General features: G+C 69.9%; 19 protein-coding genes. 5 read left to right on the top strand and 14 right to left on the bottom strand.

The features are described 5' to 3' along the window. Positions 1–110: 110 nt before the first annotated feature. Together metX and NBT67_RS11775 are read right to left on the bottom strand one after the other, a co-directional pair. Entirely contained in the window at positions 111–1,337 is a 1,227-nt protein-coding gene (gene metX, locus NBT67_RS11780) for a homoserine O-acetyltransferase MetX (RefSeq protein ID WP_251341908.1), read from the bottom strand. Then, complete coding sequence (locus NBT67_RS11775; RefSeq protein ID WP_251341907.1) at positions 1,334–2,599, bottom strand: O-acetylhomoserine aminocarboxypropyltransferase/cysteine synthase family protein; 1,266 nt, start codon at positions 2,597–2,599, stop codon at positions 1,334–1,336. Before NBT67_RS11775 ends, metX begins: the two co-directional genes overlap by 4 nt. Before the next feature lie 129 nt (positions 2,600–2,728). Here NBT67_RS11775 and NBT67_RS11770 point away from each other — a divergent pair, with 129 nt between their 5' ends. Further along, positions 2,729–3,838: a pyridoxal-phosphate-dependent aminotransferase family protein gene (locus tag NBT67_RS11770; protein WP_251341906.1), complete on the top strand. Its 1,110-nt coding sequence runs from the start codon at positions 2,729–2,731 to the stop codon at positions 3,836–3,838. Between the two features lie 7 nt (positions 3,839–3,845). Here the strand turns inward: NBT67_RS11770 and NBT67_RS11765 are convergent, their stop codons facing one another. The 4 genes from NBT67_RS11765 to NBT67_RS11750 are packed head-to-tail and all read right to left on the bottom strand — an operon-like array spanning position 3,846 to position 7,560. After that, entirely contained in the window at positions 3,846–4,670 is an 825-nt protein-coding gene (locus tag NBT67_RS11765) for an ABC transporter permease (protein WP_251341905.1), read from the bottom strand. Further along, positions 4,667–5,590 (bottom strand): ABC transporter ATP-binding protein, encoded by a 924-nt coding sequence (locus NBT67_RS11760; RefSeq protein WP_251341904.1) that lies wholly within the window; start codon positions 5,588–5,590, stop codon positions 4,667–4,669. Before NBT67_RS11760 ends, NBT67_RS11765 begins: the two co-directional genes overlap by 4 nt. 45 nt (positions 5,591–5,635) lie before the next feature. Beyond that, positions 5,636–5,908 carry a DUF7967 family protein gene (locus NBT67_RS11755; protein ID WP_251341903.1) on the bottom strand — a complete coding sequence of 91 codons (273 nt, stop codon included), beginning with the start codon at positions 5,906–5,908 and terminating at the stop codon, positions 5,636–5,638. 32 nt (positions 5,909–5,940) lie between these two features. Continuing rightward, positions 5,941–7,560, bottom strand: a complete 1,620-nt coding sequence (locus NBT67_RS11750) for a methyl-accepting chemotaxis protein (RefSeq protein WP_251341902.1) — start codon at positions 7,558–7,560, stop codon at positions 5,941–5,943. 109 nt (positions 7,561–7,669) lie between these two features. On the opposite strand from NBT67_RS11750, the gene NBT67_RS11745 reads away from it, so the two are divergent. Continuing rightward, on the top strand, positions 7,670–9,406 hold the full coding sequence (locus tag NBT67_RS11745) for an excinuclease ABC subunit C (RefSeq protein WP_251341901.1): 1,737 nt from the start codon (positions 7,670–7,672) through the stop codon (positions 9,404–9,406). 112 nt (positions 9,407–9,518) lie between these two features. Here the strand turns inward: NBT67_RS11745 and mdh are convergent, their stop codons facing one another. Further along, positions 9,519–10,433, bottom strand: a complete 915-nt coding sequence (gene mdh / locus NBT67_RS11740; RefSeq protein WP_251341900.1) for a malate dehydrogenase — start codon at positions 10,431–10,433, stop codon at positions 9,519–9,521. 135 nt (positions 10,434–10,568) lie between these two features. On the opposite strand from mdh, the gene NBT67_RS11735 reads away from it, so the two are divergent. Continuing rightward, entirely contained in the window at positions 10,569–11,234 is a 666-nt protein-coding gene (locus NBT67_RS11735; protein ID WP_251341899.1) for an Sjogren's syndrome/scleroderma autoantigen 1 family protein, read from the top strand. Here the strand turns inward: NBT67_RS11735 and NBT67_RS11730 are convergent. The 4 genes from NBT67_RS11730 to NBT67_RS11715 all read right to left on the bottom strand — a co-directional run bounded on the left by NBT67_RS11730 (position 11,231) and on the right by NBT67_RS11715 (position 14,990). Next, positions 11,231–13,642, bottom strand: coding sequence for a DEAD/DEAH box helicase (locus tag NBT67_RS11730; RefSeq protein WP_251341898.1), 2,412 nt, complete (start codon positions 13,640–13,642; stop codon positions 11,231–11,233). The genes NBT67_RS11735 and NBT67_RS11730 overlap by 4 nt on opposite strands. A 119-nt stretch (positions 13,643–13,761) precedes the next feature. Then, a complete protein-coding gene (locus NBT67_RS11725; RefSeq protein WP_251341897.1) occupies positions 13,762–14,004 on the bottom strand; it encodes a ferredoxin in 243 nt (80 codons plus the stop codon). Between the two features lie 39 nt (positions 14,005–14,043). Continuing rightward, positions 14,044–14,733, bottom strand: a complete 690-nt coding sequence (locus tag NBT67_RS11720) for a DUF5828 family protein (protein WP_251341896.1) — start codon at positions 14,731–14,733, stop codon at positions 14,044–14,046. A 38-nt stretch (positions 14,734–14,771) separates the two neighbouring features. Next, complete coding sequence (locus tag NBT67_RS11715) at positions 14,772–14,990, bottom strand: DUF8007 family protein (RefSeq protein ID WP_251341895.1); 219 nt, start codon at positions 14,988–14,990, stop codon at positions 14,772–14,774. An 88-nt stretch (positions 14,991–15,078) separates the two neighbouring features. On the opposite strand from NBT67_RS11715, the gene NBT67_RS11710 reads away from it, so the two are divergent. Both NBT67_RS11710 and NBT67_RS11705 read left to right on the top strand, forming a co-directional pair. After that, the gene (locus tag NBT67_RS11710) at positions 15,079–15,450 is read left to right on the top strand and encodes a cupin domain-containing protein (protein ID WP_251341894.1); all 372 of its coding nucleotides are present in this window, start codon (positions 15,079–15,081) and stop codon (positions 15,448–15,450) included. Then, a complete protein-coding gene (locus NBT67_RS11705; protein ID WP_251341893.1) occupies positions 15,447–16,082 on the top strand; it encodes a DUF8052 family protein in 636 nt (211 codons plus the stop codon). Before NBT67_RS11710 ends, NBT67_RS11705 begins: the two co-directional genes overlap by 4 nt. A gap of 18 nt (positions 16,083–16,100) precedes the next feature. On the opposite strand, the gene NBT67_RS11700 is transcribed toward NBT67_RS11705, so the two are convergent. The 3 genes from NBT67_RS11700 to NBT67_RS11690 all read right to left on the bottom strand — a co-directional run bounded on the left by NBT67_RS11700 (position 16,101) and on the right by NBT67_RS11690 (position 19,286). Beyond that, positions 16,101–17,924 (bottom strand): carbon starvation CstA family protein, encoded by a 1,824-nt coding sequence (locus NBT67_RS11700; protein ID WP_251341892.1) that lies wholly within the window; start codon positions 17,922–17,924, stop codon positions 16,101–16,103. 115 nt (positions 17,925–18,039) lie between these two features. Continuing rightward, positions 18,040–18,990 (bottom strand): ArsA family ATPase, encoded by a 951-nt coding sequence (locus NBT67_RS11695; protein WP_251341891.1) that lies wholly within the window; start codon positions 18,988–18,990, stop codon positions 18,040–18,042. Further along, positions 18,990–19,286, bottom strand: a complete 297-nt coding sequence (locus NBT67_RS11690) for a DUF7990 family protein (protein WP_251341890.1) — start codon at positions 19,284–19,286, stop codon at positions 18,990–18,992. Before NBT67_RS11690 ends, NBT67_RS11695 begins: the two co-directional genes overlap by 1 nt. Between the last annotated feature and the right edge of the window lie 79 nt (positions 19,287–19,365).

Here is a 19,365-nt window from a genome sequence, read left to right as displayed (position 1 = left end):
ATATTATTCACTTAAACTGGATAGCGTGTCGCTCTCGTCGTGTCCTCTCCGACCGCGCCGCTCGGGAATCGGGGCGGGGGAGCCCCCGTCAGAACAGAGTTGCAGTGTGCTTATCCGCCGAACAGCGAGTTGTGGACCGGCGCGAAGTCGTCCTCGCCTTCCGCTTCCGCGTCGTCCTCGGCGGTGTCGTGGATGGCCCGGCCCTCCAGTCCGTCCGCGAGGAAGTCCCGGAGCGGCGGGCCGACCTTCTCCGGTTCGACGAGGAAGGCGTCGTGTCCGTGGTTCGACTCGACCACGTGGTGGGCGACGGGGACGCCCGCCGTGCGGCACGCCTCGGCGAGCGATTCGGACTGCGAGACCGTGAAGTGCCAGTCGCCGGTGAAAGACATGAGCAGCGTCTCGCCCTCGAAGGCGGCGAGGGCGTCGGCGTCGCCCTCGTACCCCTCGCTGAGGTCGTAGTCGTCCATCGCGCGGGTCAGGTAGAGGTAGGTGTTCGGGTCGAACCGGTCGACGAACTTCTCGGCCTGGTAGTCGAGGTAGGACTCCACCTCGCGGTAGGGGAAGAAGGCGGCGGCGCGGTCGGCGGGGAAGGAGCGCACGGCGTCGCGGCCGGCCGCCCGGCGGCCGAACTTCTCGTTCATCGACGTCTTCGAGAGGTACATCACGTGGCCGATCTGTCTGGCGAGCGCGAGGCCGTCGGTCGGTTCCTCGCCGCCGTAGTAGTCACCGCCCTGCCAGGCGTCGTCGGTGGTGATGGCCCGGCGGGCGATGGCGTCGAGGGCGAGACACTGGGCGTCGAGGCGGGCGGCGGCCGCGACGGGGGCGATGCGGGCCACGTCGTCGGGGTACTGCACCGCCCAGTCCAGGACGTTCATGCCGCCGGCGCTCCCGCCGACGACGGCGTGCAGGCGGCCGACGCCCAGGTCGTCGAGCAGGCGTCGCTGGGCCCGCGTCCAGTCCCCCACCGTCACGGGCGGGAAGTCGGTGCCCCACGGTTCGCCGGTGTCGGGGTTCTCCGCCGGCGGCCCGGACGACCCGTAACAGGACCCGGGGACGTTCGCACAGACGACGTAGTACTCCGTCGTGTCGATGGCCTTGCCGGGGCCGACGATGTCGTTCCACCACGCCCGCGCCTGCCCCGCGGTTTCGGCCAGCCCCGCGCTGGCGACGTTCTGGCTCCCCGTGAGCGCGTGGCAGATCAGGACGGCGTTGCTGCCTCCCTCCGTCGCCTCGAAGTCGCCGTAGGCCTCGTAGGCGATCCGCAGGTTCTCGATGGACTCCCCGCACTCGAAGGTGAACTCCCCCAGGTCCCGCGTGCCGCTCTCGACGGAGGTCATCGCAGCCCCCGCTCCAGGTCGGCGACGACGTCCTCGACGTCCTCCAGGCCGACCGAGAGCCGAACCATGTCCGGCGTGACGCCCGCGGCGCGCTGTTCGGCCTCGCTCAACTGGGAGTGGGTGGTGGAGGCGGGGTGGATCACCAGCGTCTTCGCGTCGCCGATGTTGGCGAGGAAACTCGCGAGTTCGACCGTCTCGCACAGCTCCTTCGCCGCCTCGTAGCCGTCCGCGAGACCGAAGGTGACCATCCCGCCGTAGCCGTCGAGATACTCGCTCGCGTTGGCGTGGGTCTCGTGGGACGCCAGCCCGGGGTAGTTCACCCACCCGACGGCGGGGTGGTCGTCGAGGAACTCCGCGACGGCCATCGCGTTCCCGCAGTGGCGCTCCATCCGCAGAGGCAGGGTCTCCAGGCCCTGCAGGGTGACCCAGGCGTCGAACGGCGACTGCCCGTTGCCGAGGCTCCGGAGCGAGCGGTACCGCGCCGCGGCCGCGAACGCCCGGTCGCCGAACCGCTCGGTGAAGTCGAAGCCGTACGCCGGGTTCTCCCCGGCGAGTTCGGGGTAGTCCGCCTCGGCGTGATCCCAGGGGAAGGCGCCGCCGTCGACCAGGATCCCGCCGAGCGTGGTGCCCGACCCGTGGATCCACTTGGTCGTCGACTCCCAGACGAGGTCCGCGCCGTGTTCGACCGGCCGACACAGGTACGGCGTGGCGAAGGTGTTGTCGACGAACAGCGGGACGGCGTTCTCGTGGGCGATGTCGGCCAGCCGTTCGAAGTCCGGCGTCACCAGCGAGGGGTTGGCGAGCGTCTCGACGTGGACGAACGCGGTGTCGTCGTCGACCGCCTCGGCGTAGGCGTCGTAGTCGAGCGTGTCGACCGGCCGGAACTCGATTCCCCGCCGCGAGGCCATCTTCGAGAAGTAGGTGCTGGTCCCGCCGTACATGTCCGCCGAGGCGACGACGTTGTCGCCGGATTCGGCGAGGATGCTCGTCGCGGCGTCGAGGGCGGCCATCCCGGCCGCGGTGGCGACGGCGTCGGTCCCGCCCGAGAGCGAGGCCAGTCGGCGCTCGAGGGTCCGCACCGTCGGGTTCGAGAACCGCGAGTAGATGTCGTCCTCGACGTCGAGGCTGAACCGCGCCGCGGCGTCGTCGGCGTCGTCGAAGACGTACGACGTGGTCTGATAGATCGGTGGCGCGCGCGCACCCGTCGCCGGGTCCGGCTCCCCCCCGGCGTGGAGGCTTCGGGTGTGAAAGCCGTCGGTCATGTGTACGGTGCATATTTCCGGAGGAACTTATAACCGTGAGGTACGGCGCGCGCGTCGCCGCCCCGCGGGGTCGGTATCAAAAGGACCATGCCGCCTCGTCACGCCGTACCCCGTACGCTGGTGGTTGGCATGACCGAGAAACGCGAATACACGGACGACTACCCCGACAAGACGCTGTACATTCCCGGTCCCACCGAGGTGCGCGCGGACGTCGTCGAGGCGATGGCCCAGCCGATGTTCGGTCACCGCATGGACCGGATGACGGATCTCTACACGACCATCGTGGAGGACACGAAGGACTTCCTGGGCACCGACAACGACGTGATCGTCCTCACGGCGTCGGGCACGGAGTTCTGGGAGGCCTCGACGCTCAACCTCGTCGACGACCGGATACTGGTCCCGACCTGCGGAGCGTTCAGCGAGCGCCACGCCAACGTGGCCGAGCGACTTGGCAAGGACGTCGACCGCCTCGAATACGAGTGGGGCGAGGCGGTCAAACCCGGGGACGTGCGCGAGGCGATCGAGGCGAGCGACGCCGACTACGACGTCGTCGCCTGCGTCATGAACGAGAGTTCGACCGGCGTCCGCAACCCGATCGAGGAGATCGGCGACGTGGTCGCCGAGTATCCGGACACCTACTTCGTCGTCGACGCCGTGTCGGCGCTCGGCGGCGATCACGTCGACATCGACGCCCACGGCATCGACGTCGTCTTCGCCTCGACCCAGAAGGCCTTCGCCATGCCCCCCGGCCTCGCCGTCTGCGTGGTCAGCGACGACGCCTACGAGCGCGAACTCGACACGGACTCGGCCTCGTGGTACGGCGGCTTCCAGCGCTGTCTCGACTACTACGACCGCAAGGGCCAGACCCACTCCACGCCCGCCATTCCGATCATGCTCGCCTACCGCGAGCAGATGAACCACATGCTCGAGGAGGGCCACCGGGAACGCGACCGGCGCCACCGGGAGATGGCCGAGTACACCCGCGAGTGGGCGCGCGAGCACTTCGACCTCTTCCCCGAGGCGGGGTACGAATCGCAGACGGTGAGCTGTATCGCGAACACGCGGGACATCGACGTCGCCGCCACCATCGACGCCGTCTCCGAGCAGTACGACATGGTGTTCTCGAACGGCTACGGATCCATCGGCGAGGAGACGTTCCGCATCGGTCACATGGGCGAACACACGGTCGAGAGCGTCCGGGCACTGACCGACGCCATCGAGGACGTCGCCGGGCTGTGAGCCCGGGCTACAGGTCCGCGTCCCGGAACCACAGCAGGCCGAGCAGCGGCGGCACGAGGATCCACAGCACCAGCATGAGCGTCGCCGACACCTGCATGTTCACGTCGCCCTGGGTGTAGAGTTCCCCCTGCAGGAACGCGTTCGAGACGGTCTTGAACGCCCCCGTCGGGTTGATGAGCGTCAGCATCCGCAACACCTGCTGGCCCGACAGCGGGAGCCACGAGGGGCCGCCGCCCATGCCCAGATAGAGCTGCAGCGGGAACCGGATGGCCCCCCACAGCGGGACGAAGAGGAAGTAGATCCCGATGGCGCCGGCGACCGCCCGCCGGCTCGACGACGCGGCCGCGGAGAACCCGACCGCGATGCTCACGAAGACGACCCCGAGGACCGCCGTCAGCAGCGTGTAGCCGATGTACGAGGCCGCGTCGAAGGTCACCGGCGGCGCGACGAGGAGGATCACCGCCGGCAGGAGGAAGCCCACCGAGATGGGGGCGGCGATGGCGGCCGCCCGGCCGAAGACCTTCCCGAACACCACGTCCGCCCGCGAGTGCGGCAGGGAGAGCAGGAGCTTCAGCGACCCCGACTCCCGCTCGCCGACGACGGCCTTGTACGCGACGATCAGGGCGAGCAGCGGCACGAGCGTCGTCACCAGGGCGTCGCGGACGAACAGCGAGTTGAGGACGGCGTTCGAGCTGATCGTCTCGCCCGGTGCCGGGCGGACGAGGTACGCCGCCGCCGACACCAGCAGGACGAACAGCACCGACAGGCCCGCCACCCACCGCGACCGGATGGCGTCCTCGAAGTCCTTCCGGGCGACCGCGGTCCACGTCATGCCGACACCTCCCCCTTCTCGCCCTCGGTGTAGGCGAGAAAGAGGTCCTCGAGCGAGGTTTCCTCCGTCCGGAAGTCCTGGACCGTCACGCCGGCGTCCTCCAGCGCGGCGATGACCGCCGTCTTCGCGTCGGCCTCACAGGAGACGGTCACCGTCTCCCCGTCGGCCGCGGCGGCGCTCACCCCGTCGACCGCCCGCACCGCGTCGAGGTCCACCTCGCTCGCGTCGTCGACGGTGACCGACAGCGTCTCGCCCTCGTCGACGGCGCCGCGGAGCCCCTCGATGCTGTCCTCGGCGACGAGTTCGCCCGCGCGCATGATACCCACGCGGTCACACACGGCCTCGACCTGCCCCAGGACGTGACTGGAGAAGAAGACGGTGGTGCCGCGGTCGGCCTCGCTCCGGACGATGTCGCGCATCTCGCGGGCGCCGCCCGGATCCAGCCCGGAGGAGGGCTCGTCGAGGACGAGCAGATCCGGCTCGCCGACCAGCGCCATGCCCAGCGCGAGTCGCTGGCGCATCCCCTTCGAGTAGCCACCGGCCTTGCGGTCGGCGGCGTCGGCGAGGCCGACCCGTTCCAGCATCGCCTCGGGGTCGCCCTCCACCTCCTTCGAGCGCATGGCGAATTCGACGTGTTTGCGACCGGTGAGGCGGTGATAGACGTCGTATCCCTCGGGGAGGACGCCCGTCCGCCGCCGCACCGCGACGCTCTCCTCGCCCGCGTCCATGCCGAGGACGCGAACCTCGCCGTCGGTCGGTCGGACGAAATCGAGCAACATGTTGATCGTCGTCGACTTCCCCGCGCCGTTCGGCCCGAGGAACCCGAACACCTCGCCCTCGGGGACCGTGAGGTCGAGGTCGGAGACGGCAGTGACGTCGCCGAATCGCTTGGTCACGCCGTCGAGTTCGATTGCGGCCATGGGGTCCCCTTGGTCCAGTCCCGGCTAAAGAGTTTAGGTGTCCGCCTACACCGTCTCGTCGGGGTCGTGTTCCTCGGCCATCCGCCGTGCCTCCGTCGCGTACCGCTCGCGCAGCGACGCCTCCTCGACCGGCGTGAGCGCGGACGCGTCGACGTCGACGGCGGCGGTGACGCCCCCCGAGCGCTCGACGGCGATGGGCGCCCGCTCGATCCGCCGGACGGCCTCGCCGTCCGTCGTCGCGTACACCAGCGAGATGAGCCCCTTGTCGTCGTACGTCCGCTCGACGAGCCACGTTCGCGTCGTTCCCTCGTCGTCCATGGCCGGTGGGTCGGTGCCGTCGGGGTTATACGCTACGGCCCGCCGGCCCGCGCCTCGCCCGCCCGGAGTTCGTCGACGCTCCGCGAGAGTTCGTCGACCGCCTCGTCGGCCTCGTCGGCCGCGGCGACGATCCGGTCGGCAGCCTCGGCCGTCTCCGCCGCTCGATCCCGGAGCGTCTCGATCGTCGCGGTGAGTTCCTCGCCGGTCGCCGCCTGGTCGTCGGCCGTCCGCGACACCTCGGCGACGCCGTCCGCGACCCGGTCGATGGTTTCCGCGATCTCCTCGAAGGTCTCCAGCACGTCGTCGATCTGCTCGCTCGCCTGCTCGATCCGGTCGACGGAACGGGTCGCGGCGTCGACGGTGTCGTCCGTCTGCGCCTGGAGCGTCTGGATGTCGTCCGTGATCTCCTCGGTGTGTTCGTGGGTCTGCTCGGCCAGCGACTTCACCTCCTCGGCGACGACGGCGAACCCGTCGCCGTCCTCGCCCGCCCGCGCCGCCTCGATGTTGGCGTTCAGCGCCAGCAGGTTCGTCCGGTCGGCCACCTCCGAGATGACCTCGACCACCTCCTCGATGTCGTCCATCCGATCGCCGAGCGCCGTCACGTCGTCGACGAGTTCCTCGCCCACGTCGACGACGCTCTCCGTCGCCTCGCGGGCGTCGGCGCTCGCGTCCAGCCCCTCGCTGGCCGCCTCGCGCGCCTCGTCGGCCGCCGACTCCACCTCGTCGGTCGTCGCCGCCACCTCCTCGATGCTCGCGCTGAACGACTGCATCTCCTCGGCACCCTCCTGCAGCAGGCCGTTCTGGTCGTCGACGTTCTCCGCGATGTCGGCCGCCGCCGTCGCCGTCCGGTCGATGGCGTCCGCCAGGGCCCGCGTCTCGCCGTCGACTTCGCTCGCCAGGCTCTCGAACTCCTCGGCGGTCCGGTTCAACTCCGTGACGACGTCCGCGAGGCGGTCGTCGATGACGTCCTCCTCGACGTCGAACGCGGCGCGGGAGTCGAGGTGGCCCTCCGCGAGGTCGTGGAGCGTCCCCCTGACCTCGTCGACGAGGTTCGCGACCGCCTCCTGCCGTTTCACCTCCTCCGTCCGGTCCCGGATCGCCTGGATGACCGCGACGAACTCGCCGTCCTCGTACAGCGGCATCGACGTGTGACGCAGGTGTCGACGGTCGCCCCAGCGATCCGTCATCGTCTCGTCGGTCGCGTACAGCGACAGCGCCTCGTTCTCGAGTTCCACGCCCTCGCGCTCGTCGGCCGACTCGGGCGACTCCAGGACCGTCTGGGCCAGCATCTCCCGCTCCCGACCCTCGGGATAGAACACCGTACTCGGCGCCGTCGAGCCGATGGCGACGTCGTCCCCGTTTCCGGTCAACTCCTCGATGCTGTGGTTCCACGCCGCGATGGCGCCCTCCCGGTCGAGGACGAACACCGGCATTCCGACGCCGTCGATCAGGACGTCGTCGTCGACGTTCAACTCCACCTCCGCCGTCCCGTTCGTCGCTTCCGACTCTCGCCTCTCGACCGTCGACTCCGTCGATTCGATGGTAACCGAGTCGCCGTTCACGTCGGTCTGGCCACCGTCGGTCCGAACCGCTTCCGGCCGACCGTCGGCTTCCGACGGCTTCGACCCTTGTGAGTCGGGGGCGTGATCCATACGCGGGCCGTCACCAGCGCTCTTCTTAATCGTTTCCGACGATTATCAACGGTGAGAGCGGCGGGCGACGCGTCAGGCTCATCCGTACGGGGTCGCTACGAGGGCGGTGATGGACGCGAGTGCGGTTCGAGCGCGTGCGGCCGACCTCCCCCGCGACCCGGGCGTCTATCTCTTCTACGAGGCCGAGGACGTGCAGTACGTCGGCAAGGCGGTCGACCTCCGGGAGCGCGTCCGCTCCTACGCCGATCCACGGAGCGACCGCATTCGTCGGATGGTCGAGCGTGCCGATCGGATCGACGTCGCCGTCACCGACACCGAGACCCAGGCGCTCCTGCTGGAGGCGAACCTCATCAAGCGCCACCAACCGCGGTACAACGTCCGACTGAAGGACGACAAGTCCTACCCGCTCGTCCAGTTCACCGATCACCCGGTTCCGCGGATCGAGGTGACGCGGGACCCCGACGAGGGGGCGACGGTCTTCGGCCCCTTCACCGAGAAGGGGAGCGTCGAGACGGTCGTCAAGGCGCTCCGCGAGGTGTACGGGCTGCGGGGCTGTTCCGATCACAAGTACCGCGGCCGGGACCGCCCCTGTCTCGACTACGAGATGGGGCTGTGTAGCGCGCCCTGCACCGGCGAAATCGACGATGACTCCTACGCCGAGGACGTCCGGGCAGCGATCCGATTTTTCGAGGGCGAGACGGGCGCGCTGGCCGACCCGCTCCGCCGGGAGATGGAGTCGGCCGCGCAGGATCGATCCTTCGAGCGCGCCGCCAACCTCCGCGACCGACTCGACACCGTCGAGTCCTTCCACGGCTCCGGCGCCGAGGCGGTGGCGTCGCCGGCCGACGAGCGGACCGTCGACGTCCTCGGGGCGTCGGTGGAGGGCGACCGGGCGACGGTCGCTCGCCTCCACAGCGAGCGGGGACAGCTCGTCGACCGCTCCCGACACCGCCTCGACGCGCCCGAGGGCGAGGACCGGGTCGGCGCGCTCCTCGCCGCCTTCGTCCCCCAGTACTACGCCGACCGCGACCTCCCCGACGCCATCCTCTGTTCCGAGCGCCCGGACGACGACGAGGTGCTCGCGTGGCTGGAGGCGGAGGGCGTCGCCCTCCGGGTCCCCGGGGCCGGCCGCGAGGCGAAGCTGGTCGACCTCGCGCTGAAGAACGCCCGCAGTCGCCCCGGGCGGGACGACGGCGGCGCCCGCCTCGCCGACGCCCTCGGCCTCGACGGGCCGGTCGAGCGGATCGAGGGGTTCGACGTGAGCCACAGCGGCGGCCGGGCGGCCGTCGGCAGCGACGTCTGTTTCGTCGACGGGAGCGCGGAGAAGTCGGCCTACCGCCGGAAGAGCCTCACCGACCGGAACGACGACTACGCGAACATGCGCGAACTCGTCCGCTGGCGGGCCGACCGCGCCGTCGCGGGCGAGGACGACCGCCCCGATCCGGATCTGCTGCTGATCGACGGCGGCGAGGGGCAACTGGCGGCCGCCCGCGACGCCCTCGACGGGGCGGGGTGGGACGTCCCCGCCGTGGCGCTCGCGAAGGCCGAGGAGCGGGTGATAACCCCCGACGGCGCCCACGACTGGGACGACGACGCCCCCCATCTCCACCTCCTCCAGCGCGTCCGCGACGAGGCCCACCGCTTCGCCGTCCAGTACCACGGAACCGTCCGCGACGAGGTGTCGACGGCGCTCGACGAGGTGCCGGGCGTCGGGCCCGAGACGCGCCGGCGCCTCCTCCGGCGGTTCGGGAGCGTCGAGAACGTGCGGGCGGCGTCGGCCGCGGACCTCCGGGACGTCGCCGGCGTCGGTGAGAAGACGGCCGAGGCGCTGCGGCGACGGCTGTGAGCGAGCAGGCGGCGCCGGCCGTGGGACGCGGGGCGTGGCGCCGCGCTCCCGCGAGCGCCCCGCGACCGTGGTCAGGTCACGGCGGGCGTGGCCGCGGTATCGCCCAAAAACCTCAGGCGATCTTCCCGTACTGGTCGGCGAGTTTCTCCGCGGCCTCGTCCATCAGGTCCACCTCGTAGTCGTCCAGATCCCACTCGACGACCGCCTCGACGCCGTCGGCGCCGAGTTTGACGGGGACGCCGAAGGCGGTGTCCTCGTGGCCGAACTCGCCGTCGAGGACGATGCTCCCGGGCAGGACTTCGCCGGTGTCGCGGAGGACCGCCTCGACCATGTGGGCGACGCCCGTCGCCGGGCCCCACTCGGTCGCGCCCTTGCGCTCGATGACGTCCATCGCCGACTCCTGGAGGTTGGCGAGGATCTCCTCCCGCTCGTCGGCGGAGAACTCGGGGTCGCGGCCGTCGACCCGGACCTTCGAGAAGACGGGCACCTGCGCGTCGCCGTGTTCGCCGAGGATCGTCGCCTCGACGTTCCGCACGGGGACGTCGAACCGCTGGGAGAGGACGTAGCGAAAGCGCGCCGAATCGAGGCGGCCGCCGAAGCCGATCACCGAGTGCCGGTCGCGGTCGCCCGCCTCGTAGAGGTGGCGGTTCAGCAGGTCCACCGGGTTCGAGGTGGTGATCGACACGAAGTCGTCGTTGTACTCGGCCAGCGAGGAGCCGATGTCCTCCATGATGGGCGCGTTGTCGCCCGCGAGGTCGATCCGGGTCTGCCCCGGCTTGCGGGGGATGCCTGCCGTGATGACGACCACGTCCGACCCCGCGGTCGCCTCGTAGCCGCCCTGCCGGACGACCGTGTTCGAGTCGTAGGCGACGCCGTGGTTGGTGTCCGCGGCCTGTCCCACCGTCTCCGCCTCCATGTCCGGAATGTCGACGAGGACGAGTTCGTCCGCGATGTCGCGGAGCGCGATGTTGTACCCTGCCGCGGCCCCGACGGTTCCCGCCGCGCCGATGACGCTCACTTTCGTCATTTCACGTACCGATGGCCGCGGATTCCGATTAAACGCTTCGGAACCCCCGACGCTCGCCCGCAGTCGGCGTACGGCGGATCGACGACCGTCGAACGTCCCGTGGGGTTTTTCGACCTCGGTCGCCTTCCCTCGCCCATGAGCGGGTTCGACAAGGAGGCCGAACGCGAGCGACTCCGGGAGAAGTACGAACAGGACCAGGAGAAGCGCGCGGCGACACAGCGCATGAGCGAACTCCTCCTGCAGGGAGCGACGATGACCAACGACCACTGCGACTCGTGTGGCGACCCCATCTTCCGCTACGACGGGCGGGAGTTCTGCCCCACGTGCCAGGCCGCGGACGACGCCTCGGGCGAGACGGCGGCCGCCGAGGGGGAGGACGCCTCGGGTGAGAGGGAGGCCGTCGAGGCGGACGCCGTCGAGGCGGACGCGCCCGAGTCCGCGTCCGACCCGGAGGCCGCCACGGGCGCCGAGCCGGCAACCGACGACGCGGCCGACGACGGGCGTCCCTCGCCCCCCGCCGTCGACTCCCGGGAGCGCAGCCTCACCGCCCCCGCCGACCGCGGGACCGAATCGACCGACGCGGGTCGGGGGCGTGACGCCGCCCCGACCGACCGGCGCGCCCGGGGTTCGGAGGACGGCGACGACTCGCTGGCCGACGCCCGCGCGTCGCTCTCGCGGACGCTCCTGAAGTTCTCGCGGGCGGCCGAGGAGGCCGACGACCCGCGTCGCGCGGAGGAACTGCTCGCCGCCGCCCGCGAGGCCGCCGAGACGCTCTCGGCGCTCGACGACTGCCGAATCTAACTGTAGTCGCTCCCGACCACGGTCCGGATGCGGTCGGCGGTCACCTCGCCCACCCCGTCGACCTCCAGCAAGTCCTCCTCCCGCGCCGTCATCACGGCCTCGACGCTCCCGAAGTGTTCCAGCAGTGACCGGGCGGTCACGGGGCCGATGTCCGCGATGGCGCCCACGACGTACTCCTGCTGTTCGCCCAGCGTCTTCGAACTCTTCTCGCCGTGGACGCTGACGCTTCGCTCCCGGGTCGTCTGTTCGCGCCCCGCCAGCACCGCGAGCAGGTCGGCGGTGTCGCCCTCGCCTTCGGTGCGCAGGACGCTCACGCCGAAATCCACCGTGAGCGACGCCAGCGCCCCACGGATGGCGTCGGGGTGGACGTTGCGCTCCTCGTAGAGCCCCTCGCCTTCCAGCAGGACGACCGGCCGGGCGTAGTGTCGGGAGAGGTCGCCCACCTGCTCGAACAGCGAGCGGTCGCTCCCGGTGAGGGTGTCGAGGAAGTCCCCGACGGTCTTGCGCTCGACGGCGACGCGATCCGAGACGACGTAGTCGCCGACCGCCAGCGTCTCCAGTCGGGTCTCGACCCCCTCGCGGGTCGAGAGGTCGCGGGCGATGGCGGAGTCGAGTTCCCGCTGGTCGACGACGATCTCGACCGTCTCGTCGTCGCCCTCGGCCGTCGCGACGACGCCCTCGGAGTCGTCCGCCGCGGCGTCGTCACCGTCTTCGTCGTCGCCCTCGCCGGCCGCCCCGAAGGCCGCCAGTCCGGGCTGGGCGGCCGCGCCGCCGTCGGCCTCCGCGGCGTCGCCGTCGCTCGCCGCCCCGTCGTCGAACGAATCGAGCGCCGTCTGCCCGTCGTCGAGTTCCGCCGACATCTCGTCGGCGACGCCTTTCAGCTCCGCCAGTTCGTCCTCCATCTCCCGCTCGCGCCGGCGGGAGATCCAGAAGAACGCCTCGTCGCGGGTGTCCTCGGCCATGAGGACGACCACCCGGCCCTCGTCCTGTCGCCCCGTCCGCCCCTTCCGCTGGATGGATCGGATCGCCGTGGGGACGGGTTCGTAGAAGAGCACGAGGTCCACCTCCGGGACGTCCAGACCCTCCTCCGCGACGGATGTGGAGACCAGCACCTCGAACTCGCCCGCCCGGAACGCATCGAGCGTCTCGCCCTGTTCCTTCTGGGTCATGCCGTCCGAGCCCTCCTTGTCGCCCTGCCCGACGAACCGCCGAACGTCGAAGCTCTCCGCGAGGAAGTCGGTGAGGGCCTCGGCGGTGTCCCGCGACTCGGTGAAGACGATGACGCGCTCGCCGCCGCCGATGCCGAGCGTCCGGGCCAACAGGACCCGCGTCTGCCGGAACTTCGGGTGGAGGTCGTCGAACGCCTCGGCCTTCCGCATCGCCTCCCGGACCTTCGGCTCCGAGACGAGGCGCTGGCTCGCCTTCGACGCCCCGGAGGCGCGGGCCGCGTTGCGCTGGCGCTCGAAGTACCGCCGCAGCGACTCCACGGACTGCGTCTCCGCGAGTTCCACCGCGCGCCGGAGCTTCATCACCTCCGCGTGGATCGACATGCCCTCGTACCCCTCGGACTGGTCGGCGTCGATGAGTTCCTGTAACTCCCCGCGCATCCGGTTGAGGTCGCGCTGGGAGAGGTCCGGGCTCGTCGTGTTCGTGACGCCGAGTTCCGCAAGCGCCTCCAGACGGTCGACGATCACCTCCTCGAGTGCGTCGCGGATCTCCAGTACCTGCTCGGGGAGCGTCACCCGCTCCCACTCCACCTCGGTGTCGTGGGTGTACTCGTCGACGTCGGCGTCGTCCTCGGTCATCACGGCCACCTCGCGAAGGCCGAGGTTCTCACAGACGGTCATGATCGCCTCCTCGTCGCCGCCGGGCGAGGCGCTCATGCCCGTCACCAGCGGCGCCTCGGCGTCGGCGTGGTAGCGCTCCGCGATGTAGACGTAGGCGTAGTCGCCGGTCGCGCGGTGGCACTCGTCGAAGGTGAGGTGGGTCACGTCCGACAGGGAGATGCGCCCGCCGATCAGGTCGTTCTCCACCACCTGTGGCGTCGCGATGACGACCCGGCTGTCCTCCCAGAGCGCGGCCCGGTCGTCCGGCCGAACCTCGCCGGTGAAGACCGTGATTTCGTCGTCCGGAATCGTCAGCGCGTCGCGGTAGAAGGCGGCGTGTTGCTGGACCAGCGGCTTCGTCGGGGCGAGAAAGAGCGCCGTCCCGCCGGTCTCGTGGAGGCGCTCGGCGGTCACGAGCAGGCTCACCGTCGTCTTGCCGAGGCCGGTGGGGAGACAGACGAGCGTGTGGTCCGCGGCGGCGTCGTCCGCGAGGCGTCGCTGGTACTCCCGGCGCTCGATGACTCCCGACGCGAGCAGGGGATGCTCGACGTACTCGCCGTCGCCGTCGTCGGTGGCCGCCATCGTGCCGGCTTGGTCGGCGGCGGGGTTAAGCGTTGGCGAAGCGCGGTGAAAGTGATACCGCGGCCCGAACGCGACCGGGGTCCGACGACCGGCCCCGGTCGGGACGGGCACCGGCCGGCCTACACGATCTGCTCGCCGTCGTCGTCGTAGAGGCGGATGGCGTCGACGGGGCAGGTGCGCGCGGCGAACTCGGCGTCGAGTGCCGCGTCCGCGGGCACCTCGCGGACGAACAGGTCCGGCTCCCGTTCCTCGCCGCCGGCGAGGTCCGCCTTCCCCTCGTCGCGGTTCTCCTCGAACGCCGTCCACTCCTCGACGCACTGGAACATGCCGATGCAGGTGTCGCGGTCGAACTCGACGTGCATACCGACACGTAGCGCTGTCGCGGGGATAGGTGTGGCGGGTCAGTTGGTCGTCGACTTCGACTCGCCGCCGCCGTCGACTGGGGGCTCGACCCCCTCGACGGCCTCGGCGATCTCCGTCTCCTTCTCCGTGTCGACGTGCCAGCGATCGACGCTGTCCTCGTAGGTGGCCAACCGCTCGCTCACCGCCGCCTTCAGTTCGTCGTCGTTGACGTTCACCTCGAAGATGAACTCGTCCTCGTCGCCGCCGCGTGCCGTCTTCTGGACGTTCGCGCTCACGAGTTCGTTGTCGAAGTAGTACGGGGCCAGTTGGGTCATCACCTTCCGGTAGACGGTGTCCTCGACGGCCCGGAGCGCCTTCCGTCCGGCGGAGTCGGCGGCGCGGGCGACGTAGTTGATCGAGTCCTGCCAGCGCTCGACCGCCCCCTCGTTGTCCCCCTGTTCGGCGCGCTCGTAGGACTCCGAGAGCTTCTCGCCGGCCGTGCGGAGGTCCTCGTCGGGGTTCTTTCCGGCCTTCTCGCCCTCGCCCTCGCCGACGCTGGCCTGTTCGGCCGTCTTCTCGTTGACGTCGTCGCCCAGGCGCTCGTGGGACTTGGGGCGCCACTCGTCCCACTCCTCGAACGCCTCGCCGTCGGCGCCGGCGTCGCGGAGCGCCCGCGTGATGCGCTCACCGTGTTCGACGATTTCGGGCCACGTTCCCCGGCGTTTGAATCCGGACACGCTCTCTTCCATCGCTTGTCAAGTCCCCATGGGATCGGCGTACAAAACAGTTATCGCCCGTACGTCAGGCGGGTGGCGAGCGCGTCGAGACGGCGTTTCACCCGCCCCAGCCACGCCGCCGGCGAGACGGCGCGCAGTTGGCGCTCGTCGACCTCGATGCGGGCGCCGGCGAACGGGTCACGCCCCGACTCGCCGTCCCCCTCGGACGCCACGCCCACGACCGAACTCATGGCACAGCGACCACAGGTCTCGGTGTCTTTGCCGCCCATCGTACCCGCACGTACGGCTACTGACGGATTAAAGCTTGTCGTGTGGGTGACGACGGACTTTTGCCTCCCCCACGACAGTGACTCGGGTATGGGCTACCACGTCGTCGACACCGAGGACGTCGATCCGGACTCCGACCGCCCCTGCACGCGCCGGTCGCTGTCCGGTCCCGCGGGCCTCACGCGAATGGCGATCAACCGCTACACGGCCGACCCGGGCGAGGAACTCCCGCTCGCCTACCACTACCACGACGAACAGGAGGAGGCCTTCTACGTCCTCTCGGGGACGCTCCACGTCGACACGCCCGAGGGGACGCTGGAGGCGGGGCCGGACGCCCTGGTCGCCGTCGAACCGGGGAGCCCGCAGTTCGCGTACAACCCCGAGGACGCCGACGAACCGGTCGACGTCGTCGCCGTCGGCGCCCCGCCGGCCGAGGACGACGTCCACGTCTACGAGCCGTGACCGACGAGGACGCGGGGATCAGGACCGGCACCGACGACGACGGCGGTTCCCCCGAGCGGACCGTCCCCGACGACGTCCCCGAGTGGGACGACGAGTACGTCGACCGGGTGAGCGACCGTCTGATGTTCAACTACGACCTCGAACGCGACTACCGCGTCGACGGCGAGGCGTTCGACCTCTACGGCCGCCTCGAAATCCACACGCAGAAGAAGTTCTTCCACCCCGCCATCACGTACGGCCACCACGTCTCCTTCGAACACCTGTTCCTCCGGCGGATCGAGGGCGTCCGGGTCGCGGACCTCGAACGCCTCGTCGCCCTCGCCGAGGACCTGGCGGACCGCTGGATCGAGGCCGACGAGGAACACTACGCCACGGAGTTCACGTTCGCGGTCGTCGTCCCCGAGATTCCGGACGACGTGCGCGACTTCGTCGCTGGCTTCTCCGGCCGCGAGATGCTGAAGTACGGCTACAACGGCTACTACGAGACCCACCTCGCGGTCGTCGCGCCCGACCGGGAGGCGGTCGTGACGAGTCGGCGGGCCGACGTCGACGACGCGCTCTCCGTCTGGGAGCCCATCGACGCCGCCCGGCCGGGGCCGCTCGAACGGCTCAAGCGCCGGCTGCTGGGCTGAAAAAACGGGTGGCGGACGTCAGTCGTCGTCGTCGGTCGGTTCGCCGCCGTCGGCGACGGCCGCGCCGGTGCCCCGGGCCTTCCGGATGTTGCTGATGCCCATGTAGGCCAGCGAGAGCGCCAGCCAGATCAACACCAGCGCGATCACGATCTGGACGGCCGCGGAGGCCATCGCGATGGTCGTGCCGCCGTCGGCCCAGTTGCCGAGGACGAACTTCTGATAGAGGTTCTGATACAGCGAGAGATACAGCAGGGCGATGGTCGTGATGACCAGCATGAACGCCATCGGCGCGCCGGTGGAGATGAGCTGTTTCTGGTCGTCCCAGTTGGCGAGCCAGATGGTCGCCACCAGCAGCGCCAGCGCCGCGAGCGTCTGGTTCGCGCCGCCGAACAGCGGCCAGAGGTCGGCCCACCGGCCGGAGGCGACGAGGACGTACGCGGGAATCACCTGGAGGCTGGCGTTGACGTAGCGGTTGGCCGCCACCTCCTGGACCTGCGTCTCCGGCGTCCCGACGAGTTCCTCGACCATGTACCGGCCGAGTCGAACCGCCGTGTCGGTGCTGGTGAGCAGGAAGCTCACGAGGACGAGCCCCATGAACGGCGCCGCGAGGGACTCCGGGATCCCGAACCCGATGTTGAGGATCAGCCCGCCGCCGGAGGCGAAGTTCGGGAGCGCGAGCCCGATGCCCCCGCCCGTCGGCACCTCGGCGTACACCGCGACGGTGACGATGGCGACGGTGGCCAGCAGGCCCTCGCCGAGCATCCCGCCGTAGCCGATGGTCCGGGCGTCGGTCTCCTTGTCCAACTGCTTGGCCGTCGTCCCCGAGGAGACCAGCGAGTGGAAGCCGCTGATCGTCCCGCAGGCGATGGTGACGAACAGCAGGGGGAACAGCGGAAGGGTGGTTTCGACGAGCGCCCCGCCCCAGAACCCGGCGTAGGCGGGGACGTTGACGGTGAGTTGCTGGCCGGCACCGGTGACCGTCCCGACGATCACCGCCAGCAGCGTACCGCCGACGCCGGCGTACAGCAGGCTCGACGTGAGGAAGTCGCGCGGCTGGAGCAACACCCAGACGGGCAGGACGCTCGCGACGAAGCCGTAGACGAGGACCACCGGGATCCACGTCGCGATGTTGACGCTGCCCAGCACGGGCGGGAGCGGACTCCCCGACAGCAGGACGATGGTGCCCGCCGGGTAGTCCCCCGGCACCAGCGCGAGGGGGTACTGGACGCCGACCCACACGCCGGCGAAGACGGCGGCGACGAACGCCACCGTCCCCGGCAGGAAGGGCAAGTCGAGCTGGTAGAGATACACCCCGAACACCAACGCGAGGGCGATGTAGACCAGCGACGCCGTCGCCGCCTGCGGATAGGCGTTGAAGACGACGGCGATCACGAGGCCGAACACCGCCACCACGAGGATGATGGTCAGGAACGCGAACCAGAGGATCATGTCCTTGCCGCGCTCGCCGACGTACTCCCCGATGATGTACCCGATCGACTTCCCCTCGTGGCGCATGCTCGACGTCAGCGCCATGAAGTCGTGAACGGACCCGAACAGCGGGTTGCCGATGGCGACCCACAGGAACGCCGGCACCCAGCCCCAGACCACCGTCGCGGTGATCGGGCCGACGATGGGCGCCCCGCCCGCGATGCTCGAATAGTGATGCCCCAGCAACACCGGCTTCTTGGACGGGACGTACTCCTGTCCGTCCTGATACTTGTGCGCCGGCGTCTCACGGTCGTCGTCCAGGTCGACGAACTGCGAGAGGTATCTCGAGTACCCCAGATACGCCACCGTGAACGACACGAGCGTGAGTACCACCAGTGTGATAGCCTGTACCATGTGTGTGACCCAACCTAATTTCAGGAAAAAATATTACTTAAACCTTGGGCATTCCCCGACGAAACCCCCAGATCCGCCGACGGCGTCCACCCGAACGAACGGACGCTCGCGCCGCCTACACCGCGACGTCGAGTTCGTCGGCCACCGCTGCGAGCAGCGATCCCTTCACCTCGCGGACCCGAGTCTCCACCTCCGCGACCACCGGCGGGTCGAACGTCTCGTGGAGTTCGTCGAGGCGTTCGCGCTCGGTCGCCACGCGGTCCCGGAGGTACCGTGCCCCGCGGCCGTCCTCGTCGTCGTCCGGTTCCGGCGTGAGTTTGTTCACCGCCAGCCCCCGGACCGAGAGGCCGTGGTCGGCGAGGCTGTCGATGGCCCGGCGGGTCTCCCTGATCGACAGTTCGTCCGGGTTGACGACGAGGTAGAACGCCGCCTCGTCGCGCAGGGTCTCCTTCGCGAACTCGAACATCTCCTTGCGTTCCTGCAGGCGGGCGATGATCGGGTCGCCGTCCATCATCCGCCGGGGTTCCCGGTTGCCGATGGCCGCACGCTCGTACAGTTCGATGCTCTGCTTGCGCTTGTGGAGCAGGCGGTCGATCCACCCCTCCAGGAACTCCGGGAGCGAGAGGAGACGCAGCGTGCCGCCCGTGGGCGACGTGTCGAAGACGACGCGCTCGTAGGGGTCGGCGTCGCGCATCACGTCGATGAAGCGGTCGAACAGCGCCGCCTCGTAGGCGCCCGGCGTCTGGTGGGCCATCTCGATCTGGCGGTCGATCTCGTTGACCATCGCCGGACTCACCTGATCGCCCATCGCCCGTTTCGTCTCCATCAGGTGCCGTTCGAGTTCCTCGTCCGGATCGATCTCCATGACCGACAGGTTCTCGATCCCCTCGACCGACCGCGGCTCGTCGTCGAACTCCTGGTCGAACACGTCGGCGGTGCTGTGGGCGGGATCCGTCGAGACGACGAGCGTCTCCAGCCCCGACCGCGCGCACTTCTGCCCGTAGGCGCTCGACATCGTGGTCTTGCCGACGCCGCCCTTCCCGCCGAAGAAGACGAACCGCTCCATCAGAAGTGGTACTGCTCGCCCTTCCGTTCGAGTAGCGACCCCCGATTCCACATCCGCCGCTCCCACGCCTCGAACTCGTCTTCGAGATACGGCAGGAGTTCGGCCGTGTAGTACGACACCGGACTCGGGATGCCGAAGGCGTCGGGGAAGCACGCGAGCATGAACGTGTCCTCTTGGTCCTCGGCCTCGTGTTCGATCTTCTCGTAGGCCGGGTGGCTCACCATGCCGTGATACAGCCCCCGGAGCCACTCCTCGGCCACCCGCCGGAAGTGGTCGATCCGTTCCGCGAGGTCCATGCCTCCCCTCCCGTGGGCGCGGAGAAAAACGTGTCGTCGGTCGCCCGCCACGAGCGCACGTCCGCGGGGTTAAGGCCGC

The organism is Haloplanus sp. GDY1 (assembly GCF_023703775.1).
GTDB classification, from domain to species: Archaea; Halobacteriota; Halobacteria; order Halobacteriales; family Haloferacaceae; genus Haloplanus; species Haloplanus halophilus.
The sequence above is the reverse complement of the archived record's forward strand: the minus strand, read 5'-3'. Positions and strand labels throughout refer to the sequence as shown.

What these genes read in the sequence shown, in the direction of transcription:
- NBT67_RS11760 (WP_251341904.1), bottom strand. Translation starts at nt 5,590, where the DNA reads ATGGCCGCAATCGAACTCGACGGCGTGACCAAGCGATTCGGCGACGTC.
- NBT67_RS11715 (WP_251341895.1), bottom strand. Translation starts at nt 14,990, where the DNA reads ATGGGCGGCAAAGACACCGAGACCTGTGGTCGCTGTGCCATGAGTTCG.
- NBT67_RS11700 (WP_251341892.1), bottom strand. Translation starts at nt 17,924, where the DNA reads ATGGTACAGGCTATCACACTGGTGGTACTCACGCTCGTGTCGTTCACG.
- NBT67_RS11695 (WP_251341891.1), bottom strand. Translation starts at nt 18,990, where the DNA reads ATGGAGCGGTTCGTCTTCTTCGGCGGGAAGGGCGGCGTCGGCAAGACC.
- NBT67_RS11755 (WP_251341903.1), bottom strand. Translation starts at nt 5,908, where the DNA reads ATGGACGACGAGGGAACGACGCGAACGTGGCTCGTCGAGCGGACGTAC.
- NBT67_RS11725 (WP_251341897.1), bottom strand. Translation starts at nt 14,004, where the DNA reads ATGCACGTCGAGTTCGACCGCGACACCTGCATCGGCATGTTCCAGTGC.
- NBT67_RS11690 (WP_251341890.1), bottom strand. Translation starts at nt 19,286, where the DNA reads ATGGACCTCGCGGAACGGATCGACCACTTCCGGCGGGTGGCCGAGGAG.
- metX (WP_251341908.1), bottom strand. Translation starts at nt 1,337, where the DNA reads ATGACCTCCGTCGAGAGCGGCACGCGGGACCTGGGGGAGTTCACCTTC.
- NBT67_RS11745 (WP_251341901.1), top strand. Translation starts at nt 7,670, where the DNA reads ATGGACGCGAGTGCGGTTCGAGCGCGTGCGGCCGACCTCCCCCGCGAC.
- NBT67_RS11710 (WP_251341894.1), top strand. Translation starts at nt 15,079, where the DNA reads ATGGGCTACCACGTCGTCGACACCGAGGACGTCGATCCGGACTCCGAC.
- NBT67_RS11775 (WP_251341907.1), bottom strand. Translation starts at nt 2,599, where the DNA reads ATGACCGACGGCTTTCACACCCGAAGCCTCCACGCCGGGGGGGAGCCG.
- NBT67_RS11720 (WP_251341896.1), bottom strand. Translation starts at nt 14,733, where the DNA reads ATGGAAGAGAGCGTGTCCGGATTCAAACGCCGGGGAACGTGGCCCGAA.
- NBT67_RS11730 (WP_251341898.1), bottom strand. Translation starts at nt 13,642, where the DNA reads ATGGCGGCCACCGACGACGGCGACGGCGAGTACGTCGAGCATCCCCTG.
- NBT67_RS11770 (WP_251341906.1), top strand. Translation starts at nt 2,729, where the DNA reads ATGACCGAGAAACGCGAATACACGGACGACTACCCCGACAAGACGCTG.
- NBT67_RS11735 (WP_251341899.1), top strand. Translation starts at nt 10,569, where the DNA reads ATGAGCGGGTTCGACAAGGAGGCCGAACGCGAGCGACTCCGGGAGAAG.
- mdh (WP_251341900.1), bottom strand. Translation starts at nt 10,433, where the DNA reads ATGACGAAAGTGAGCGTCATCGGCGCGGCGGGAACCGTCGGGGCCGCG.
- NBT67_RS11765 (WP_251341905.1), bottom strand. Translation starts at nt 4,670, where the DNA reads ATGACGTGGACCGCGGTCGCCCGGAAGGACTTCGAGGACGCCATCCGG.
- NBT67_RS11750 (WP_251341902.1), bottom strand. Translation starts at nt 7,560, where the DNA reads ATGGATCACGCCCCCGACTCACAAGGGTCGAAGCCGTCGGAAGCCGAC.